This is a genomic window from Staphylococcus sp. HMSC069D12 (assembly GCF_001810405.1).
Taxonomy (GTDB): Bacteria; Bacillota; Bacilli; order Staphylococcales; family Staphylococcaceae; genus Staphylococcus; species Staphylococcus haemolyticus.
Genome location: NZ_KV801108.1, coordinates 124,169 through 143,278, shown reverse-complemented (window position 1 = coordinate 143,278; position 19,110 = coordinate 124,169). Strand labels below are relative to the sequence as shown.

Genomic DNA, 19,110 nt, shown 5'->3' with positions numbered 1-19,110 from the left:
TTTATTTATCGACTACTTCTTCTAATTCATCAATTTGTTTCATAGTTGTTGTAGTTGAACCAGAAGCAAAGTACCATAATTTAGGATCTAATTGATATACTTTATCATTTTTAACTGCTTTAACGTCTTTAATAACATTATTACTTAACACTTTTTTAGCAGTTGATTCTCCGCCTACAACTTCACCACGGTCCATTGCTAAAATAACATCTGGATTATGCTTGCTAATATATTCATTATTTACGTTTTGACCATGTGGACTATTGCTAACATTCTTATCTGCTGGTTTAAAGCCTAATGTATCAAATACTAAACCACCAAATCGACCTTTAGGACCAAATGTTGATAATTCACCTTCATTTACTAATAAATACATTACAGTTTTATTGAACTTCTTAGTTTCATCTTTCATTTCAGATATTTTTTCATCTAAGTCTTCGTTAATGTCTTTGGCTTTATCTACTTTGTCGTAAATTTTACCTAAGTTTTCAGTGTTTTTCTTCATGTCTTTAACTAAGTTTTTCTCATCCGCACCTACGTAAACGATTTTAGCGTCTGGTGCAGCTTTTTTGAATTCATCTAAATTCTTCTGATTTGCCGTTCTACCTGAGATAAATATAACTTCTGGTTTAGCAGCAGCTACTTTGTCGAAATTAACTTCTTTAAGATTTCCGGTGTTAACATATTTATCATCTTTAAATTCTTTTAAGAAATCAGGTAATGATTCGTTGTTTTCACCTTTTGGTAAGCCTTTTACTTTATCAGCCACACCTAATTCTTTAAGTACATCTAAAGCACCATAATCTAAGACTACTGCATTTTTAGGATTTTTAGGAACTTCAACAGTGTTGCTTACTTTCTTAGCGTCACTACCATCTTGTTCTTTACCTGAAGCTTCGAAATTATTTTTAATTTTCACAGTTTCTTTTGAATCTTTGCTATCACTCTTAGAACCTGAATCGTTACTACTTGATCCATTACTACAAGCTGATAAAACTAATACTAAAGATAATACTAAAAATAAGACTGTTTTTTTCATATGTACGACTCCTCTAAAAATATTTAACCTTTATGCTACGCATCAATTGGACTTCTCTCTTGTCTACGTCTTCGAATAGCATCACCCCTTTGAAATATCAGGTTAAATTATTTAATTATAAAAGTGAGTCAAAAGTGTCTTCATCGTAATACAAACAAATTCGTTGTCCTCTAATTTCTTCGATATGAACATCCATCTCGTATAATTGTTTTAAAATCTCAGCTTGTATAACGTTATCTTTTGTATCTGCTTTGACAATTTCACCATTTTTTAGTGCAATGATGTCATCTGAATAGCATGAAGCAAAATTTATATCGTGTAGAACAATGACAATCGTTTTATTTAAGTCTTTACAGAGGCGACGTAACGTCTGCATAATCTGTACAGAATGTTTCATATCTAGGTTGTTTAACGGTTCATCTAATAATATATAATCTGTATCTTGAGCAATTGTCATTGCAATATAAGCACGTTGTCTTTGACCACCAGATAACGTTTTTATGTTTCGATGACGAATATTCTGGAGTTGTAATAAGTCTAGTGCATATTCAACTTGTTCATAATCTTCTTTCTTCATACGACCTTTTGAATATGGAAATCGACCAAAATTAACTAATTGCTCAACTGTTATATTCATTTCTATATGATTTGTTTGTTTTAAAATACTTAATTTTTTAGCTAAATCATCATTTTTATAATCTACGACAGCTTTACCTTCAATCTTAATTGCTCCCTTTTCATACTCAAACAGACGACTAACAGCAGACAGTAAAGTACTTTTACCGGCGCCATTAGGTCCTATAAGCGATGTTAGTCTACCTTTTTGAATGTCGACGTTAATATTTTTTAAAATTGGCTTATTCTGTATAGCTTTGTCTAAATTTTTAATTTCAATCAATTTGCACTTCTCCTTTTGACAAGTAAGTAAATGAAGTAACTTCCACCGATTAAATCAATGATTAAGCTAAACTCTGTTGTCGCTTCAAATAAATTCTCAACGACCCATTGCGCCATAAATAAACTAATCCAACTAATTAATATCGTCGCTGGCAATATATATTTATGTTCATATGTCTTCATTAATTCATGGGCTAAATTTACAGTTAGTAATCCTAAAAATGTAACAGGACCAACTAAAGCAGTGGAAATAGAAACTAATAGTGCCACTAATATGAGTAGCAAGCGCGTCATTGTCTCGTAAGAAACACCTAAATTGATTGCTTGTGCTCTTCCAAGTAGTAGTACATCTAAATATGGACGCATTATCACGGTAATAATAATTAAGACAAGCAATAAACATATAGATACTAATACCAATCGTGAGTTTGAGGCTTCGAAACTCGCAAACATGGCACTTTGAACCGCTAAGAATGACTCAGGATCCATGATTAGCTGAATAAAGCTAGTAATGCTTCGGAAGAATGTTCCTAAGATGACTCCTACAAGTAAAATGAAATATACTGAGAAATGTCCTAATTTAAACATGCCTTCAAAAAGCAATAATGAAAATAAGACCATCGTAATTAACGTCACAAAAAAGTTTAAATACACATTTGTAACCACTGCTGCTTGCGTACCGACTAAAAAAACTGGCAACACTTTTACAAATAGATAAACAGAGTCGAGACCCATGATTGATGGTGTTAATAATCGATTCGTTGTTATCGCTTGAAATATAACAACTGATGCCCCTATAGCACCACCAACAATGAGTATAAGTATTAATTTTCTTAATCGACTCTGAAATTGATATTGAAAAATTTCAAAGTCTAAACCTACTAATAAGTAAAATGCTGCCATGCAAATTGTCGCAATAATTAATATGATGATTTTCTTGTTAGAACTAATTTGCATAATGCTTTCTACCTTTCATTAGTAAGATTAGGAATATCACTGTCCCAAATACACCTATAGTCAATCCAATATTAATTTCATAAGGATAAACGATTAATCTACCGATGATATCAGCGAATAATACAAATATTGACCCTAACATCAACGTATGTGGAAGTGCATTTTTCAGATGGTCCCCTCTATACATTGAAATAATATTTGGTACAATGAGACCTAAAAATGGCAAAGTACCTACAGTAACAACAACTAAAGCCGTCAATGCTGCTGTAATAAATAATGCAATGTTTATAATTTTTTCATAACTTACACCCAAATTATGACTAAAGTCTTTCCCCATACCAGCAATCGTAAAATGATTCGCAAAAATAAATGCGATAATGAGTAATGGAACTACAAGATAAAGCACTTCATAACGTCCGCTTGTGATAATTGCAAAGTTACCATTCATCCAGTTGCCAATACTTTGTAATGCATTGGTTCTTAACGCAATAAAAGTAGTAAAGCTAGATACAATACCACCTATCATAATTCCTAATAACGGTACGAATATAACTTCTTTAACACGAATCAAATTAATTAACTTCACAAATAAATATGTCCCTGCTAAACTCAATCCTACTGAAAATAACAACTTGATTAGGATGTGACCTTTCGGAAAAAAGATAAGCGAAATCAAAATACCTAACTTGGCCCACTCCATTGTTCCTACCGTAGTTGGACTTACAAATTTATTTTGCATCATCTGTTGCATAATTAATCCTGCTAACGCGAGTGAACTACCTGAAAGTAGGATACTAACCGTCCGTGGAATACGACTTGAGAACAAAATATTTTGTTGCTCTTCACTTAAGTGGAAAATATCTGAAAGAGAGAGCTGACTCACTCCAACAAATAAGGAGACTATAGTTAAACAAACTAATAAAATAAGTAAAACATAACCCTTAAATAAAAACTTCACTAATAATTCTCCTCATCTTGCTATATGTATTAAAATGATAATCGTTATAAACGATAATGATTATCATTGTTGTTAATATTAATATTAAAGATTACAGACGTGAATTTCAATAGTATTTTTATACATAAGTAAATATTTATTTTTGTTCAAATACGATGTACTCTTTTTGATACAAAAATAAGCCACTAAATTCGTAGTTGTTATCAACAACACTGAATCTAGTGGCTTATTAATGTTAGTCTTTGATAATTATTTATCAAAAATGAAATCTTCGTCTTGTAAGGCTTCTACATTTAATGCCAATGTGTATCCGTCACCTTTAACTGAGAAGAAATCATGGTTTTTAGTTGTAGTATCTAATGCATTTTCAATGATAGGATTAAATTCTTTTTCTTCAAAGTATGGTTCAAAGCCTAAGTTAGATAATGCTTTGTTTCCATTGTATTGGACATAGTTCAATACATCTTCACTTAAGCCGATATCATCGTATAACATATGTGTATAAGATACTTCATTAGCGTATAAATCTTCTAATAATTTATACATCTCTTTATCTGCTTTTTGTTTTTCATTTTCAGATAGTTCGTTACGTAAACTTTGAGCATCTAATCCTGTAAACACACCATGGATTGATTCGTCTAGTAAAATCTTTCTAATGATTTCACCAGAAGTAGTCATTTTACCTTGTCCAGCTAAATACAAAGGATAATAGAAACCAGAGTAGAATAAGAAAGTTTCTAAAAATACACTTGATACCCTTGCAATATATTGATCATATATAGAGGCTTCTTTGCCCCACAATTTGTGATAGTTTTCAATAATTTTATCAGATTTATATTTTAAATGAGGCTCTTCTATTACCCAAGTATCTAGTAAATAGTTTGTTTCACTAGATGGAAGTAAAGTTGTAAATATATGTGAATAACTTTTCGCATGAATTTGTTCCATCATTGCCATAAATGAATACACTGCTTTTTTACGTAAGTCTGTTGTGTGTAACATAATTAACGGCATACCATCATCTGCTTGATGTGTATCCAATCCTGTTAATCCTGCTAACGCACGTTTGAATGTATTCTTCTCGTCTTCAGTTAGTGTCTTCCAACTTGCAATATCTTTTGATACTTTAAATTCTGTTTCTACCCACATTTGAGAAATATTTTGACGCCAAAACATATTCGTCATATCTTCTTGGGTATTCCAATTGACGGCCTTCATTTATAAATCCTCCTTAATTACTAAAAAGCAAATCTCATTCGTTTAGAGGATAAGTTGAGAGTCATTTTTAAATTTTGACTCTACAAACTTCCTCCTTTTCAAAATTTGTTATCTTAAGTTTCTTAAATTAGATAGCACAGCTTGTACATTCTTCTACACTCAATAATTTGTTACGAGTATAATATAGCGATTTAAGCCCTTTATGGTGAGCATAAACATATAATCTTGATAATTCACGTGTTGAAATTTCAGAATTCACATATAAAATTGTTGAAATACCTTGGTCCACGTGTGTTTGAATCGTAGCGATTAAATCTATTAATTTCATTTGGTCAGTATTGAATGCTGATTTATAATACCACATTGTTTCAGGAGACAAGAATGGCATTGGATAAAATGTTTCAGCGTTACCATAAGTACGACGTTCAATTTGATCAACAATTGGCATAACTGAACTTGTTGCATTTTGTACATATGAAATACTTTGTGTAGGTGCAATTGCAAGTCTATATGCATGATATAAACCATGCTGTTGAACTTGTTCTTGTAATGCTTTCCAATCTTTAGCAGTTGGAATATCGATGTGATCAAATAGTCGTTTCACTTTCTCAAATTTAGGTTCAAATTCTTGAGAAGTATAAAACTCAAAGTATTTACCACTAGCATAATCTGATTGATCAAAGTCTTGATATACTTCACCACGTTCTTTCGCAATTTCCATTGAACGTTCGATTGAATAATAGTTCATCATCATGAAGAAAGTATTTGCAAAGTCTTTAGCTTCCTCTGATTCATATCCTATTTTATTTTTAGCTAAATAGCCGTGTAAGTTCATTACGCCTAGACCGACAGAGTGTAACTCACTGTTAGCTTTTCTCACACCTGGTGCGTTTTGAATATTTGCTTCATCACTAACTACTGTTAATGCATCCATACCTGTGTGAACAGAATTTTTAATTTTACCTGTTTCCATCACATTTACAATGTTTAAAGAACCTAAGTTACAAGATATGTCACGTTTAATTTCATCTTCGATACCATAATCATTAATCACTGATGTCTCTTGTAATTGGAAGATTTCTGTACATAAATTACTCATTTTAATTTGACCAATATTTGAATTGGCATGTACTTTGTTAGCATTATCTTTAAACATTAAGTATGGGTAACCTGATTGTAATTGTGTTTGGGCAATCATATTCAACATTTCTCTTGCGTCTTTTTTCTTCTTAACGATATTAGGGTTTGCAACCATGTCGTCATAGTATTTTTCTAAATCAATATCATCGAGTGTTACACCATATTCTTGTTTAACCGTATGTGGCGCAAACATATAGAAATCTTTACCTTCTTTTGCTAAATCAAAAAATTTAGACGGCACTATAAGACCAGTAGAAATTGTTGATAAACGTAAGTCTTCATCAGCATTTACCTTTTTAGTGTCTAAGAACTCTTCTACATCATAATGGAAGATATTTAAATATACTGCACCTGCACCTGGACGTTGGCCAAGTTGATCAGCATAGCTAAATCCGCCTTCTAATGCTTTGGCAACTGGTAACACCCCTTTGGCTACACCTTTAATACCTTTGATGGCTTCACCACGAGCACGTAATTTAGAAAGATTTATTGCTACACCGCCACCAATTTTACTTAATTGCTTGGCAGTAGAATCAATGAAATTGATAGAGTTCAAGCTATCATCTACCTCTAATAGGAAACATGATACTAATTCACCACGACGTGCGCGACCAGCATTCAAGAAAGTTGGTGTTGCAGGTTGATAACGTTGCTCGACCATTGCTAAGATAAATTGTTTCGCTTGCTGCTTATTACCGTCCGCTAAATATAGTGCAACGATTGCGACATGTTGATTATAATCCTCTAGATATTGTGATTTATCATTAGTTTTTAGCGCATAATCTTTATAAAACTTACTAGCAGACATATAGCTTGCAAATTCAAAGTTGATAGATTTTGCGAATTCAGTGATTTCAACTAAATCTTCTTCGCTATATTTGTCGAAGACATTGAAATAAAAATTATTATCTACTAGATAGTGTAAACGTTCAATCTCACTGTCAAAATAAATTGTTTTATCATGGATTTCTTCTAGATAAACCGCTAATGCTTCTTGATCTTTCTCCAAGTTAAAGAAACCATTTTCTTTACGTTTCGTAACTTCATTATTTAGTTCAATATGATTGTACTTTTTCTCGTTCATAATTTTCATTGAAATGCCCCACCTTATTTTTAAATTCAATAACATCTTTATTAGAACCTTGTACTTCAAACTCCATTAATAAAGGTACATGGTATTTTTCGGAAATTGTTCTACCCGCTTTCGCAAAGTTTTGTCCCCAATTACGGTTACCACTTGCCGCGACAGCGCGTAAATTATGATGATTAACTTCTAAAAACGATTGTACTTCTTTAGGTACTTCACCAAATCCAATTGTTCCCGTAACTAAAATATAAGGTTCTTCAAATGGATCTGTACAATTATCCTTAGTAATTTCCATTACATCTGAAATTTCACTTCGTTTAATAAATCTTCTTACATTACCTGAAAAAGAAAAATAAACTACTTTCATTGGAACGCCTTCTTTCGTCAATCCATAATATTAATTAAAAAGAAGTTCTCTTAATAGATAAGAAAACTTGCTAGACAATAAATACGACATATTTTAGACATTTAATTGGATGTCAACTAGCTGATGATTAATATACTAAAAGAAGTGACTTTCATTTCTAGCCACTACATGTAGTGTTTAGACTAAAATTTCGAGACTATTTCATCTATATGCTCGTTCGTATTAATAGTATTAAATTAGGAATTTCAACTTAAAATAAGTGTGAAATTGCCTTTAAAATGAATAATTTGTATAACACAAACTTTTTATACAACCACAACATGTTGTGGTTCGTTTCATGTTTTAATACTATATTCTGTGTTTCATTATACAGAATTGCTTTCTTAATTAAAAGTAACTATTTCGTGACAAAAGTTCGGAAAAACGTCTGAATGTGCATCAGACCAACTTAAATTAACGCAAATAATTATTTTTGAATATTTGATGTGTTTTAGTTGCATTTTTAGCAGCTAAATAAACTATTGAATTGTCGGCATTCTTGAAGTCCAATCATTTAAATTATCAATATATTTTGCGCAATTATTCAAATGTTAATTATATTTTGCTTCAAAAACACGAATATAACATTTGTAAAAAAATAGTATTTAACGTGTTTTTAATACGAACAGAACATTTGTTCGTATATAAATAATAATACATCTTGGTATTATTTTCAAGTATTCATGCATTAGCATTTGAATTATGCTACTATGTATACGGTAATTTATTACAAATGAGGCGATTAACCTTGAATCCAAAAGTTAAAGGTATTATTGCAATTTTAATTTCAGCTGTCGGTTTTAGTTTTATGTCAGTCTTTTTTAGACTCGCCGGAGATTTACCTGTATTTCAAAAATCCCTAGCTCGAAATTTTGTTGCAATGTTCATACCATTATTCTTCATATTTAAATATAAACAACCTATGTTTGGGAAATTAAGTAGCCAACCCCTTTTAATTTCTCGATCTACACTAGGCCTTATAGGTGTCTTATTAAATATATACGCTATAGATCATATGGTATTAAGCGATGCGGATACACTGATGAAACTTAATCCTTTTTGGACGATACTACTCAGTTTAATTTTTCTTAATGAGAAAGTTAGAAAATATCAAATCATTGCTATGATTGTAGCAATCTTAGGTATGTTATTTATCGTTAAACCAGAGTTTTCTTCAACAATGATTACTTCTTTAGCTGGATTATTTTCAGGTATCTTTGCTGCCTCTGCGTACACATGTGTTCGTGCATTAAGTAACAGAGAAGCACCATATACTATTGTTTTTTATTTTTCATTATTTTCAGTTGTCGTTTTAATACCGTTTTCAATCGCAACTTATGAGCCAATGACGACAATACAAATAATTTATCTTTTAGGGGCAGGTCTTTCTGCTGCAGTTGGCCAAATCGGTATTACACTAGCCTATAGTTTTGCACCTGCAAAAGATATTTCTATCTTTACGTATGCTTCAATCATTTTCACGGCTATATTCGGATTTATATTATTCGGTGAAACACCTGATTTCTATGCCCTTATCGGTTATGTCATTATTATTGGTGCAAGCTATTATATGTTCGAAAAGGCACGACGACAAAACCGCTATAACTAAACAACAATCTAACACTAAGGAGTGATTCAATTGACTCAAGGACGTCAAAAAGAAGAACTACAAGATATTACTTTATTAGGTAATCAAAATAATAAATATGAATTTGACTATACACCAGAAGTTTTGGAAACATTTGATAATAAACATCAAGGACGCGATTACTTCGTAAAATTCAATTGTCCTGAATTTACATCTCTTTGCCCAATTACAGGTCAACCAGATTTCGCAACGATTTATATTTCGTACATTCCAAATATTAAAATGGTAGAATCTAAGTCATTGAAATTGTACTTATTTAGCTTTAGAAATCATGGGGATTTCCATGAGGATTGTATGAATATCATTATGAATGACTTAATTGACTTAATGGACCCACATTATATTGAAGTTTGGGGCAAATTCACTCCACGAGGCGGTATTTCAATAGATCCATACACTAATTATGGACGCCCAAATTCTAAATATGAGAAGATGGCTGAACACCGATTAATGAATCATGATTTATATCCAGAAAAAATAGATAACAGATAAAAGATTAACTTAACCACTAAATTGTCAAACAATTTAGTGGATTTTTTCATTATTTGTGAGATTTTATTTAAATTTACTATTGCCTATTAGTGAATTAAAGCGTATTTTATTATTATCATTTAAAATTCCAAAAGAGTAAGATGATCTAAATAAAGCAACTTATTCTCATACAATTTTAAATCATCAACTCATTGACTGAAATTTCTAAAAATTTCTATTTTTAAGAAATTAATCAATTACACCTATCATATTCATGATTTTAAATTTCAGTCTTTAAAGAAAGAAAGGATTGGGATACATATGGCAACAAACAATTCCCATGAACAAGCTGTTCAAACAATACCTCAGCGAGGGTTCTTCGGACACCCTAGTGGTTTAGGAGTACTATTCTTTGTAGAATTTTGGGAAAGATTTAGTTATTATGGCATGCGTGCCATGCTTATTTTCTACATGTATGATCAAATTAAAAATGGTGGTTTAGGAATTGATCAAACGACTGCAATGTCTATCATGTCAGTCTATGGCGCATTAATTTACATGTCTTCAATTCCTGGTGCATGGGTCGCAGATAGACTATTCGGTACTAGAGGGGCAACCTTGATTGGTGCAGTACTCATTATCATCGGACATATTTGTCTAAGTTTACCATTCGCAATGTTCGGTTTATTTGCATCAATGTTCTTTATCATTATTGGTTCAGGCTTAATGAAACCAAATATTTCAAACATCGTTGGACGCTTATATCCTGAGAATGATACTCGTATGGATGCCGGTTTCGTTATATTCTACATGTCAGTTAACCTAGGTGCGCTTATCTCACCTATCATTCTGCAACATTTCCTAGACGTGAAAAACTATCATGGTGGTTTCTTAATTGCAGCGATTGGTATGGCATTAGGTTTAGTATGGTATATGATTTTCAATAAAAAGAATTTAGGTTCTATTGGTATGAATCCAACCAACCCGCTATCTTCTGAAGAAAAGAAAAAATATGGATTAATTGTAGGTATCATTGTAGCAGTCATTGCTATTGTACTATTAGTTACATATTTCACAAATACTTTATCATTCAATCTTATTAGTAATACGGTTCTAGTACTTGGTATAGCTCTACCAATCATTTACTTCACTACTATGATTCGAAGTAAAGATGTTACAGATGTAGAGCGTTCTCGTGTTAAAGCATTCATTCCGTTATTTATTTTAGGAATGTTATTCTGGGCAATACAAGAACAAGGATCAAACGTATTAAACATTTATGGTTTAGAACGTTCTGATATGAAAATGAATTTATTCGGTTGGACAACTAATTTCGGTGAAGCATGGTTCCAATCAATTAACCCATTATTTATTCTTTTATTCGCACCAATCGTATCTGCGATTTGGTTGAAAATGGGTAAAAAACAACCAAGCCTTCCAGTAAAATTTGGAATTGGTACGCTATTAGCTGGTGCTTCATACATTTTAATGGGACTTATCGGTATGAGTTATGGTGATACACACTTCTCAGTAAACTGGGTTATCCTATCATACGTTGTATGTGTGGTTGGTGAATTATGTTTATCACCTACTGGTAATAGTGCGGCTGTTAAATTAGCACCTAAAGCATTTAATGCTCAAATGATGAGTGTTTGGTTATTAACAAACGCATCTGCACAAGCACTTAATGGTACATTAGTTAAATTAATCAAGCCTTTAGGGCAAACGAATTATTTCATCTTCTTAGGAAGCGTTGCTATCGTAATTACAGTAATCATCTTAGCTTTCACTCCTAAAATTTCAAAAGCAATGAAAGGTATTCATTAATCACCTTTGTATTGTTAAAAGATGACATTTAAACAAAACAAATAATTATCTTTAAGCATCTTCATAGTAATTTTATAGCTATGAAGGTGCTTTTTTTATTTAAATTATCCTTATTGAGAAGATGACAAGGCATTTAAAAAAAATTCTATCTTGTCATTTCTTTGTATATCAACTAAAAAAATATAATGATAAATACTTAAGCATTTGTTTTACTCAAATTATAATTAAGCAAATAACATTTCGGGTAAATAAATGTTAAATCAGAGTAAATAAATGAAAGTAGGCATACGTATGGGTCAAAAATTTAATCATGGTGTTCTTTTTTACCATGAACATAGTGGTCTCAAAGATATATATGAAGGTTTAGGAGAAGTAACTAAATCACTTACTACTATGTGCAAACACCTATCAATTCAACTAAGTGAAAATGAAGGCGACATTATTAAGTATTGTGAAAGAATTAAAAATCAAGAATATAGTAGTGATGTTGATATCGTTTTTATCCTAGGTGGAGATGGTACAGTTAATGAATTAGTTAATGGCGTTTTAGCAAATGACCTAAATGTACCTATTGGAATTATTCCTGGAGGTACATTTAATGATTTCACTAAAACATTAAACTTGAACCCTAACTTTAGTAAAGCTAGTGAACAACTTAAAACGTCTCACTTGGAATCATATGATGTTATGAAAGTGAATGGCACTTATGTGCTTAACTTTGTGGGATTAGGACTTATAGTTCAAAACGCGGAAAACGTGCAAGAAGGTCGTAAAGATATCTTCGGTAAATTAAGCTATGTTGGTTCAACTGTTAAAACATTAATGAATCCAGAAGATTTTGATTATACATTAACTGTAGATGATAAAGAACTTAATGGTAATACCTCTATGCTAGTCGTTGCTAACGGTCCTAATATCGGTGGCAGTAGAATACCACTTATGGATTTATCACCTCAAGATGGTAAAGTGAATAGTTTCATTTTTAATAAACAAAATTTTACTATTCTCAATGATGTATTCAAAAAACGCGATAGTATGGATTGGAATGAAATTACAAACGGAATTGATCACATAGCCGGCAAACATATTACATTATCGACGGATCCAGTTATGAAAGTAGATGTTGACGGTGAAATTAGTCTTGAAACGCCAATTACAATTGAAGTTCTACCAAAAGCACTTCAGATTCTAACTTTTCCAGAGAATGCTGAACAATAAGAATTTATTATACTAATATAAAAGCGATTAAGGTTAATGATTGGATTATCATACCTTAATCGCTTATTTTAACTACTCCTATAGAAAGAATGCTTCTACATCTTTCCAACCGTTAACACGTTTAAAACGTTCTTCACTTACATTGTGAGACGCAGTAAAAATGATTGGTTCACCTTCAAATATTTGTAATTGACGAGGATTATCATCTATTAAATAATCAGTTTTCACTACATTTTTACGACCACAGAAGACAAATTGCTGCGGATCTAAAAATGGAAAGAATTCAAGTAACCAGTCATATTTATCATGAAATGAAGTTGGAACATCCATAGCTGCAGTAGCAATGTAAACATCATATTGCTCAGTCAATTTCTTAACGACTTCTTGTGCATGGGGCATAACAGTTAAGTTTCTAAAGAAGCCTGGCGCTCTTAAAATATCACGAACTAAACCATCATGCTCTGGTATTACATTTTTAAGCTTTTGTCCATTTAAAGACTCAACTGTAATTCCTAATTCCGTTTTTACGTTAACCGCTTCAATAATTGCACCTAACGTGTCTGCTAATACTTCATCCATATCTATTGCTATAGATTTTCTAGACATACTATCTCTCCCTTAATCATCACCTATATACTTCTAAAGTATAGCAAAAATTTAAAAGGGAGTGCTACAAGACATTTAGAATCTATTGTACCCCCCCTTGCATAATCAACTTATGATGTACTTCTAAAACTCAACTAATCATTTTAAGTTAAAGAGCTTACGTATTTGACCAACTTAATAATCAAAATGTTTTAATACATCAATCATTCTGTCATTTTGTTCTGGGAATCCGATTGTAATACGAACGCCAGTTGGAAACGGACGTGTGATACAACCCACTTTTAGTAACGCTTCATATAATTCTTGTGCTTTTTTAGTTGCAACAAATACAAAGTTCGTCTGACTAGGTAAAAAATGTTCACTTTGTGGTATCTCAAAGAATTTTTCACGTTCTTTAGCATTTTTAGCTGTAATATCTTTCAAATAAGCTTGATCTTCTAATGCTGCAATCGCTGCGTATTCTGAAATACGAGTGACATTGAATGGTGGTCGAATGATGTTCCACTTTTCAATAGCTTCATTTGTAGCTACGACATACCCTACACGCAACCCAGCTAATCCATATGCCTTAGAAAATGTTCTTAACAAGAATGCATTATCAAAGCGTTCTTGCAATTTCAATGTATCTGGATAATCTTCTGCTGTCACAAATTCAAAGTAAGCTTCATCAATCAATACAGGCACATGACTAGGTACGCGTTCTAAAAAGTGTTCCAATTCATCATGATTGAAATAGGTTCCAGTCGGATTATTCGGATTACATAACCACACTAAAGCAGTCTCTTCATCGACCTCTTTAATAATATTCTCTAAATCAAACCCACCACTTAGTAGAGGTACTTGAACAACTTCAGCAGATTCTACAATTGCATTATGATAATATTGTCCAAATGTGCCTTCACTTGTAACAATTTTATCTCCAGGCGTTAGCACTGCTCTTGAAATCATCAAGATGACTTCGTCTAACCCTGCACCAAATAGAATTCGAGAAGGATCCACGTTCAAATGTTCACTAATTGTCTTACGTAATGAAGGTGAGCCAGTCTCAGGATAATAAAATAACTCATCCAAATGTGCTTGAACTGCTTGCTTTGCTTTTGGAGAAGGACCGTATAAATTTTCATTTGAAGCAAGTTTATATAATTCTCCTTCTATACCGTGCTTTTCTTTAAGTGCTTGTGGTGATAATCCTGGTTGATATGCTGCTAATTGATTTAATTGTTGTTTCATTGCCAACCACTCCTTTTTCAAAAAATTAAAATGTTTATTTAATTATAAACCTGTTCCTCTAACATTGTTAAATTACAAGTCATTGACTAGTTAAAATTTATATTAACTTAATGTACACCATTCATCGCTCTCTTAACCATTGGAGAAATAGCTACTAAGATAACACCAATAAGCAGTGTAAACAATCCTGAGTATAAGAAGAACTCTTTCTCACTAATAATCTTAAATAATACAACGATTTGGCTATTGAGACTTTGTGCAGTGGCGTTACTGAGCATCCACAATGCCATCATTTGTGCAGAGAACTTTGCAGGTGCTAGTTTAGATGTTACAGATAACCCTACTGGTGAGATACATAATTCACCTAACGTGATTAAGAAGAAACTTAACACTAACCATATAGGGTGAATCAAATGCGCATCACTATTCAAAGGTATAATCATAACTAAATATGATAAACCTGCAAAGATGGCACCCAATGCAAATTTATATACTGTATTTGGATTATGTCTGCCTAATTTAGTCCATAAACTAGCAAAGACAGGTGCTAACATAATAATAAATACTGGATTGACAGACTGGAACCAAGCTGCTGGTATGTGGAAATCTAACACACCATTAGTCAATTTAACTAAGCTAAGTTCTGTCTTCTGGTCAGCAAAGTTAGCCAAAACGGTCGAACCTTGTTCTTGAATCATCCAAAATGCAACAGACGTAATAAACAACGGTATGTAACTATAAATTCTAGAACGCTCTTCTTTGTGCGTCTTATTACTTGATAACATATAAACAAAAATACAAATTGGTAACACGATACCTATAATCGTTACAATGACACTGAAACTAGATAAACTCAATTTTCCAATAAATTGCAAGATAAGTAGGATAATTGCGAAAATTATTACGACAGTACCAGTAATAATTGATAATTTTTTGATTTCTTCTTTTCGAAGTGGGTTAGGAACGCTTAAACCAGCCAATCCTAGATTCTTTTTATTTGTAATAAAATAAGTGACTAATCCGATGAACATCCCTATAGCTGCTACCGCAAAACCAAAGTGGAACCCTAGTCTTGTTTGTAAGTAACCTGTCGCAAATGGTGATAGGAAACTACCTAAATTGATACCCATATAGAAAATAGTAAAAGCAGCATCTAAACGTCTATCATTATGGTCATATAATTCACCAACTGTAGTTGAAATATTAGGTTTCAATAAACCTGTACCAATAATAAGAAGTAATAGTGCTATCATTACTACTGTTAAACTACCTGGTATCGTTAACATGATGTGACCAAACATAATTAATATGCCGCCATAAAATAATGCATGTCTTGTACCAATGATTCTGTCTGCTATCCAACCCCCGATGGTACCAGACATATAGATGAGTGCACCATATAATGATACGATTTGTAACGCTGTACCCTGCGGTAAGCCGAAGCCACCTTTACTAACTGAATAGTAGAGATAATAAGCTAGAATAGCTTTCATACCATAGTAACTGAATCGCTCCCAAAATTCAGTAAAGAATAGTGTACTTAAACCTTTGGGATGTCCAAAGAATCCCTTTTGAGGCACACTCTTAACAATTTCTTGTCTCGAATAATTTCTAGTATTCACATTCTCCCTCCTAAAAACATACACGCTTTTTGTGTATTTATAGAATAGTGTAATTAAAAATAATTCAGATTACAATTGTATTTACAAATTTTGCTCTGTAAAAAAAGAACAAAACAACGAACTCATGATTAATTCGTTATCTCGTTCCAACATTTTCACGTGACTATTTATTTTACTAAACCTTCTTTTTCAAGATAATGTTTCGCAACATTATACGGATCTTCATTTTTTACGGTAACTTTGTAATTCATTTCTTGCATCTCTTCATCTGAAATTTTACCCTTTAATTTGTTGAGCGATTTTTTAATTTCTGGATGTTGTTTTAAGAATTTTTCTTTAAACATTGGTGCACCTTGATATGGTGGGAATACGTGTTTATCATCTTTTAAGACTACCATATCATATTGTTTTAATTCTGCATCTGTTGAATATGCGTCAATTAAATTAATGTCACCTTTTTCTACTGCAGTATAGCGTAATTTAGGCTCCATTTTTTTAACATTAGATAAGTTGAGACCATATGCTTTTGCTACAGCTTTATAACCATCAGATCGATCATTAAATTCCATAGTGAACCCTGGTTTAATTTTATCTTCAACCTTTTGTAAATCACCAATTGTTTTAATATTATTTTCTTTAGCAAAGTCTTTCTTCACCGCTAAAGCATACGTATTATTATATTTCATAGGTTTTAACATCGTCATGTCATATTTCTTCTCTAGACTTTGTTTAGCTTGTTGATATACTGCATCTTCTTTTTTGGATTTTAAATCTTCTTTAGTTAATTCACCTAAAACTGTCCCTGTAAATTCTAAATATCCATCGATGTCGTCTGATTTTAATGCATTAAATAGGAATGATGTTTTACCCATACCATCTTTAACATCAACTGTATCATCCGTTTCATCCTCAATTAAAATTTTGTACATATTAGTAATAATTGAAGGTTCTGAACCTAATTTACCTGCAAGCGTAATTGTGTCACCTTTTTTACCGAAAAGTGGTACAACAATGACTAATAGTATAATAAGAATCATTGCACCTACAGTGATTAGTAGTTTCTTATAAGATAATTTCTCCATATAACGTAGTATTAAATCAAACATAATTGCGAGTAGTGCAGCAGGAATCGCTCCGATAAGGATTAGAGACGTATTGTTACGGTCAATACCTAGTAAAATTAAATCCCCTAGTCCACCAGCACCAATTAATGCGGCTAAAGTTGCTGTACCGATAATTAGAACCATAGCAGTACGAATACCGGCCATCATCACTGGCATAGCTATTGGCAATTCTACTTTAGTCAAACGACGCATCGGTTTCATACCAATACCTTTAGCAGCTTCAATAAGAGACGGATCAACTTCAGTAATGCCTGTATATGTATTTCTCAAAATTGGCAACAGTGCATACACAACTAATGCAATAATTGCTGGCACGCGACCAATACCAAATATTGGAATCATTAACCCTAATAATGCCAATGACGGAATGGTTTGTAATATAGCAGCAATATTCATAACGACTTCAGATAACCGCTTCGTCTTCGTTAAAGCAATCCCTAATGGCACGGCGATTAAAATTGCGATTAGCAGTGCAATAAATGAAATTTGGATATGTTCCAAGATGGTCGTAAGTACTTCGCCTTTACGATCATCGAGTGTGCTAAATAATTCGCTCATGCTTTAGCCCCCTTGTCGTTGTCTATCTCAGATAAATACTTAAAGATATCTTCACGTTTTAAGAGTGATTGCGTAGAGGTTGATATATCATTAACAATAACCGCTTCATGTTGGGCTAATGTAGAATAAACTGAACGTAATTGCACATCACTATTAATTTCCGGATAATCATGGTGTGTTTCTTTTTCTGTGAGTGGCGAAGTAATATTAAGATCTTTCAACTGTAAGCTTTCTTTATCTTGTTCTAAATGGCTTCCCATAAACTCTTCTACAAATTTATTTTTAGGTTGATTACGGAATGCTTGTGGTGTATCTATTTGTTCAACATGTCCATTGTTAAGTAAACAAATTCGATCACCTAACTTCATAGCTTCTTGAATATCATGCGTTACAAATACAATTGTCTTTTTGATTTTAGTTTGTAATTCTATTAAATCATCTTGTAGTTTTTCGCGACTGATTGGATCCAGTGCACTAAAAGGTTCATCCATCAATATAACTGGTGGATCTACAGCTAATGCTCTTACTACACCAACCCTCTGTCTTTGACCACCTGATAATTCATCTGGTTTACGATCTCGATATTTTTCAGATTCTAAACCAACCATTTCAAGTAATTCGTCAACACGTTGATCTATATCTTTATCTTTCCATTTTTTCATCTGTGGAACCTGTGCAATATTCTCTTTAATGGTCATATGAGGGAAAAGTGCGATTTGTTGCAACACATATCCAATATCCCATCTCATTTCATAAACAGGATAATCACTTATTGGTTTATCTTTAAAATAAATATAACCTTCACTTAACGGAATAAGTCTATTAATCATTTTCAAAGTAGTTGTTTTACCACACCCTGATGGACCTATGATTACAAAAAACTCACCCTCATTAATTTTAAAACTTACATCATCAACTGCCACATTATCCCCATAGCGTTTTGTTACATTTTTAAATTCAATCATTTAGTCACCTTCATTTGCTCTACTTATTCAAATAGTTTGCATTCTTATTCCCTATTTAAACATGTTTAATGAGGAATTCATATTAAATTAATCTAAATATAGAAATTACATTTAAAATTAATAATGTGACAATAGAATA

At 32.2% G+C, this 19,110-nt stretch carries 16 protein-coding genes; 4 read left to right on the top strand and 12 right to left on the bottom strand.

The window, feature by feature from the left end:
- Position 1: 1 nt before the first annotated feature.
- From HMPREF2737_RS06450 to nrdI, 7 genes are all read right to left on the bottom strand, one after another.
- On the bottom strand, positions 2-1,039 hold the full coding sequence (locus tag HMPREF2737_RS06450; RefSeq protein ID WP_037548541.1) for a ferrated catecholamine ABC transporter substrate-binding lipoprotein SstD: 1,038 nt from the start codon (positions 1,037-1,039) through the stop codon (positions 2-4).
- Positions 1,040-1,154: 115 nt separating this feature from the next.
- Entirely contained in the window at positions 1,155-1,937 is a 783-nt protein-coding gene (locus HMPREF2737_RS06445; protein WP_037548537.1) for an iron ABC transporter ATP-binding protein, read from the bottom strand.
- Positions 1,934-2,893, bottom strand: coding sequence for an iron chelate uptake ABC transporter family permease subunit (locus tag HMPREF2737_RS06440; protein ID WP_037548534.1), 960 nt, complete (start codon positions 2,891-2,893; stop codon positions 1,934-1,936). Before HMPREF2737_RS06440 ends, HMPREF2737_RS06445 begins: the two co-directional genes overlap by 4 nt.
- Positions 2,883-3,851, bottom strand: a complete 969-nt coding sequence (locus tag HMPREF2737_RS06435; protein ID WP_037548531.1) for an ABC transporter permease — start codon at positions 3,849-3,851, stop codon at positions 2,883-2,885. The genes HMPREF2737_RS06440 and HMPREF2737_RS06435 overlap by 11 nt, the downstream gene beginning before the upstream one ends.
- A 249-nt stretch (positions 3,852-4,100) precedes the next feature.
- Positions 4,101-5,069 (bottom strand): class 1b ribonucleoside-diphosphate reductase subunit beta, encoded by a 969-nt coding sequence (gene nrdF, locus HMPREF2737_RS06430; protein ID WP_037548528.1) that lies wholly within the window; start codon positions 5,067-5,069, stop codon positions 4,101-4,103.
- A gap of 127 nt (positions 5,070-5,196) precedes the next feature.
- Positions 5,197-7,302, bottom strand: a complete 2,106-nt coding sequence (nrdE, locus tag HMPREF2737_RS06425) for a class 1b ribonucleoside-diphosphate reductase subunit alpha (protein ID WP_037548525.1) — start codon at positions 7,300-7,302, stop codon at positions 5,197-5,199.
- A complete protein-coding gene (nrdI, locus tag HMPREF2737_RS06420) occupies positions 7,265-7,663 on the bottom strand; it encodes a class Ib ribonucleoside-diphosphate reductase assembly flavoprotein NrdI (RefSeq protein ID WP_037548524.1) in 399 nt (132 codons plus the stop codon). The genes nrdE and nrdI overlap by 38 nt, the downstream gene beginning before the upstream one ends.
- A gap of 787 nt (positions 7,664-8,450) precedes the next feature.
- Between nrdI and HMPREF2737_RS06415 the strand changes: the two genes are divergently transcribed.
- The 4 genes from HMPREF2737_RS06415 to HMPREF2737_RS06400 all read left to right on the top strand — a co-directional run bounded on the left by HMPREF2737_RS06415 (position 8,451) and on the right by HMPREF2737_RS06400 (position 12,866).
- The gene (locus HMPREF2737_RS06415; RefSeq protein ID WP_037548523.1) at positions 8,451-9,311 is read left to right on the top strand and encodes a DMT family transporter; all 861 of its coding nucleotides are present in this window, start codon (positions 8,451-8,453) and stop codon (positions 9,309-9,311) included.
- Positions 9,312-9,341: 30 nt separating this feature from the next.
- The gene (queF, locus tag HMPREF2737_RS06410; RefSeq protein ID WP_011276427.1) at positions 9,342-9,842 is read left to right on the top strand and encodes a preQ(1) synthase; all 501 of its coding nucleotides are present in this window, start codon (positions 9,342-9,344) and stop codon (positions 9,840-9,842) included.
- Positions 9,843-10,142: 300 nt separating this feature from the next.
- Positions 10,143-11,648, top strand: a complete 1,506-nt coding sequence (locus HMPREF2737_RS06405; RefSeq protein ID WP_037548522.1) for an S-Cys-Gly-3M3SH uptake peptide MFS transporter — start codon at positions 10,143-10,145, stop codon at positions 11,646-11,648.
- A 291-nt stretch (positions 11,649-11,939) separates the two neighbouring features.
- Positions 11,940-12,866, top strand: coding sequence for a diacylglycerol/lipid kinase family protein (locus tag HMPREF2737_RS06400; protein ID WP_037548518.1), 927 nt, complete (start codon positions 11,940-11,942; stop codon positions 12,864-12,866).
- Positions 12,867-12,944: 78 nt separating this feature from the next.
- On the opposite strand, the gene HMPREF2737_RS06395 is transcribed toward HMPREF2737_RS06400, so the two are convergent.
- The 5 genes from HMPREF2737_RS06395 to HMPREF2737_RS06375 form a co-directional block, all read right to left on the bottom strand.
- A complete protein-coding gene (locus HMPREF2737_RS06395; protein ID WP_037548514.1) occupies positions 12,945-13,472 on the bottom strand; it encodes a 5' nucleotidase, NT5C type in 528 nt (175 codons plus the stop codon).
- Between the two features lie 174 nt (positions 13,473-13,646).
- Entirely contained in the window at positions 13,647-14,702 is a 1,056-nt protein-coding gene (gene hisC, locus HMPREF2737_RS06390) for a histidinol-phosphate transaminase (protein ID WP_037548506.1), read from the bottom strand.
- A gap of 107 nt (positions 14,703-14,809) precedes the next feature.
- Positions 14,810-16,324: a peptide MFS transporter gene (locus tag HMPREF2737_RS06385; protein WP_037548502.1), complete on the bottom strand. Its 1,515-nt coding sequence runs from the start codon at positions 16,322-16,324 to the stop codon at positions 14,810-14,812.
- A gap of 167 nt (positions 16,325-16,491) precedes the next feature.
- Positions 16,492-18,006 carry an ABC transporter permease/substrate-binding protein gene (locus tag HMPREF2737_RS06380; RefSeq protein ID WP_037548499.1) on the bottom strand — a complete coding sequence of 505 codons (1,515 nt, stop codon included), beginning with the start codon at positions 18,004-18,006 and terminating at the stop codon, positions 16,492-16,494.
- Positions 18,003-18,971, bottom strand: a complete 969-nt coding sequence (locus HMPREF2737_RS06375) for an ABC transporter ATP-binding protein (RefSeq protein ID WP_037548496.1) — start codon at positions 18,969-18,971, stop codon at positions 18,003-18,005. The genes HMPREF2737_RS06380 and HMPREF2737_RS06375 overlap by 4 nt, the downstream gene beginning before the upstream one ends.
- Positions 18,972-19,110: the final 139 nt, after the last annotated feature.

What these genes read in the sequence shown, in the direction of transcription:
- nrdE (WP_037548525.1), bottom strand. Translation starts at nt 7,302, where the DNA reads ATGAAAATTATGAACGAGAAAAAGTACAATCATATTGAACTAAATAAT.
- HMPREF2737_RS06440 (WP_037548534.1), bottom strand. Translation starts at nt 2,893, where the DNA reads ATGCAAATTAGTTCTAACAAGAAAATCATCATATTAATTATTGCGACA.
- HMPREF2737_RS06405 (WP_037548522.1), top strand. Translation starts at nt 10,143, where the DNA reads ATGGCAACAAACAATTCCCATGAACAAGCTGTTCAAACAATACCTCAG.
- HMPREF2737_RS06380 (WP_037548499.1), bottom strand. Translation starts at nt 18,006, where the DNA reads ATGAGCGAATTATTTAGCACACTCGATGATCGTAAAGGCGAAGTACTT.
- hisC (WP_037548506.1), bottom strand. Translation starts at nt 14,702, where the DNA reads ATGAAACAACAATTAAATCAATTAGCAGCATATCAACCAGGATTATCA.
- HMPREF2737_RS06450 (WP_037548541.1), bottom strand. Translation starts at nt 1,039, where the DNA reads ATGAAAAAAACAGTCTTATTTTTAGTATTATCTTTAGTATTAGTTTTA.
- nrdF (WP_037548528.1), bottom strand. Translation starts at nt 5,069, where the DNA reads ATGAAGGCCGTCAATTGGAATACCCAAGAAGATATGACGAATATGTTT.
- HMPREF2737_RS06395 (WP_037548514.1), bottom strand. Translation starts at nt 13,472, where the DNA reads ATGTCTAGAAAATCTATAGCAATAGATATGGATGAAGTATTAGCAGAC.
- HMPREF2737_RS06375 (WP_037548496.1), bottom strand. Translation starts at nt 18,971, where the DNA reads ATGATTGAATTTAAAAATGTAACAAAACGCTATGGGGATAATGTGGCA.
- nrdI (WP_037548524.1), bottom strand. Translation starts at nt 7,663, where the DNA reads ATGAAAGTAGTTTATTTTTCTTTTTCAGGTAATGTAAGAAGATTTATT.
- HMPREF2737_RS06400 (WP_037548518.1), top strand. Translation starts at nt 11,940, where the DNA reads ATGGGTCAAAAATTTAATCATGGTGTTCTTTTTTACCATGAACATAGT.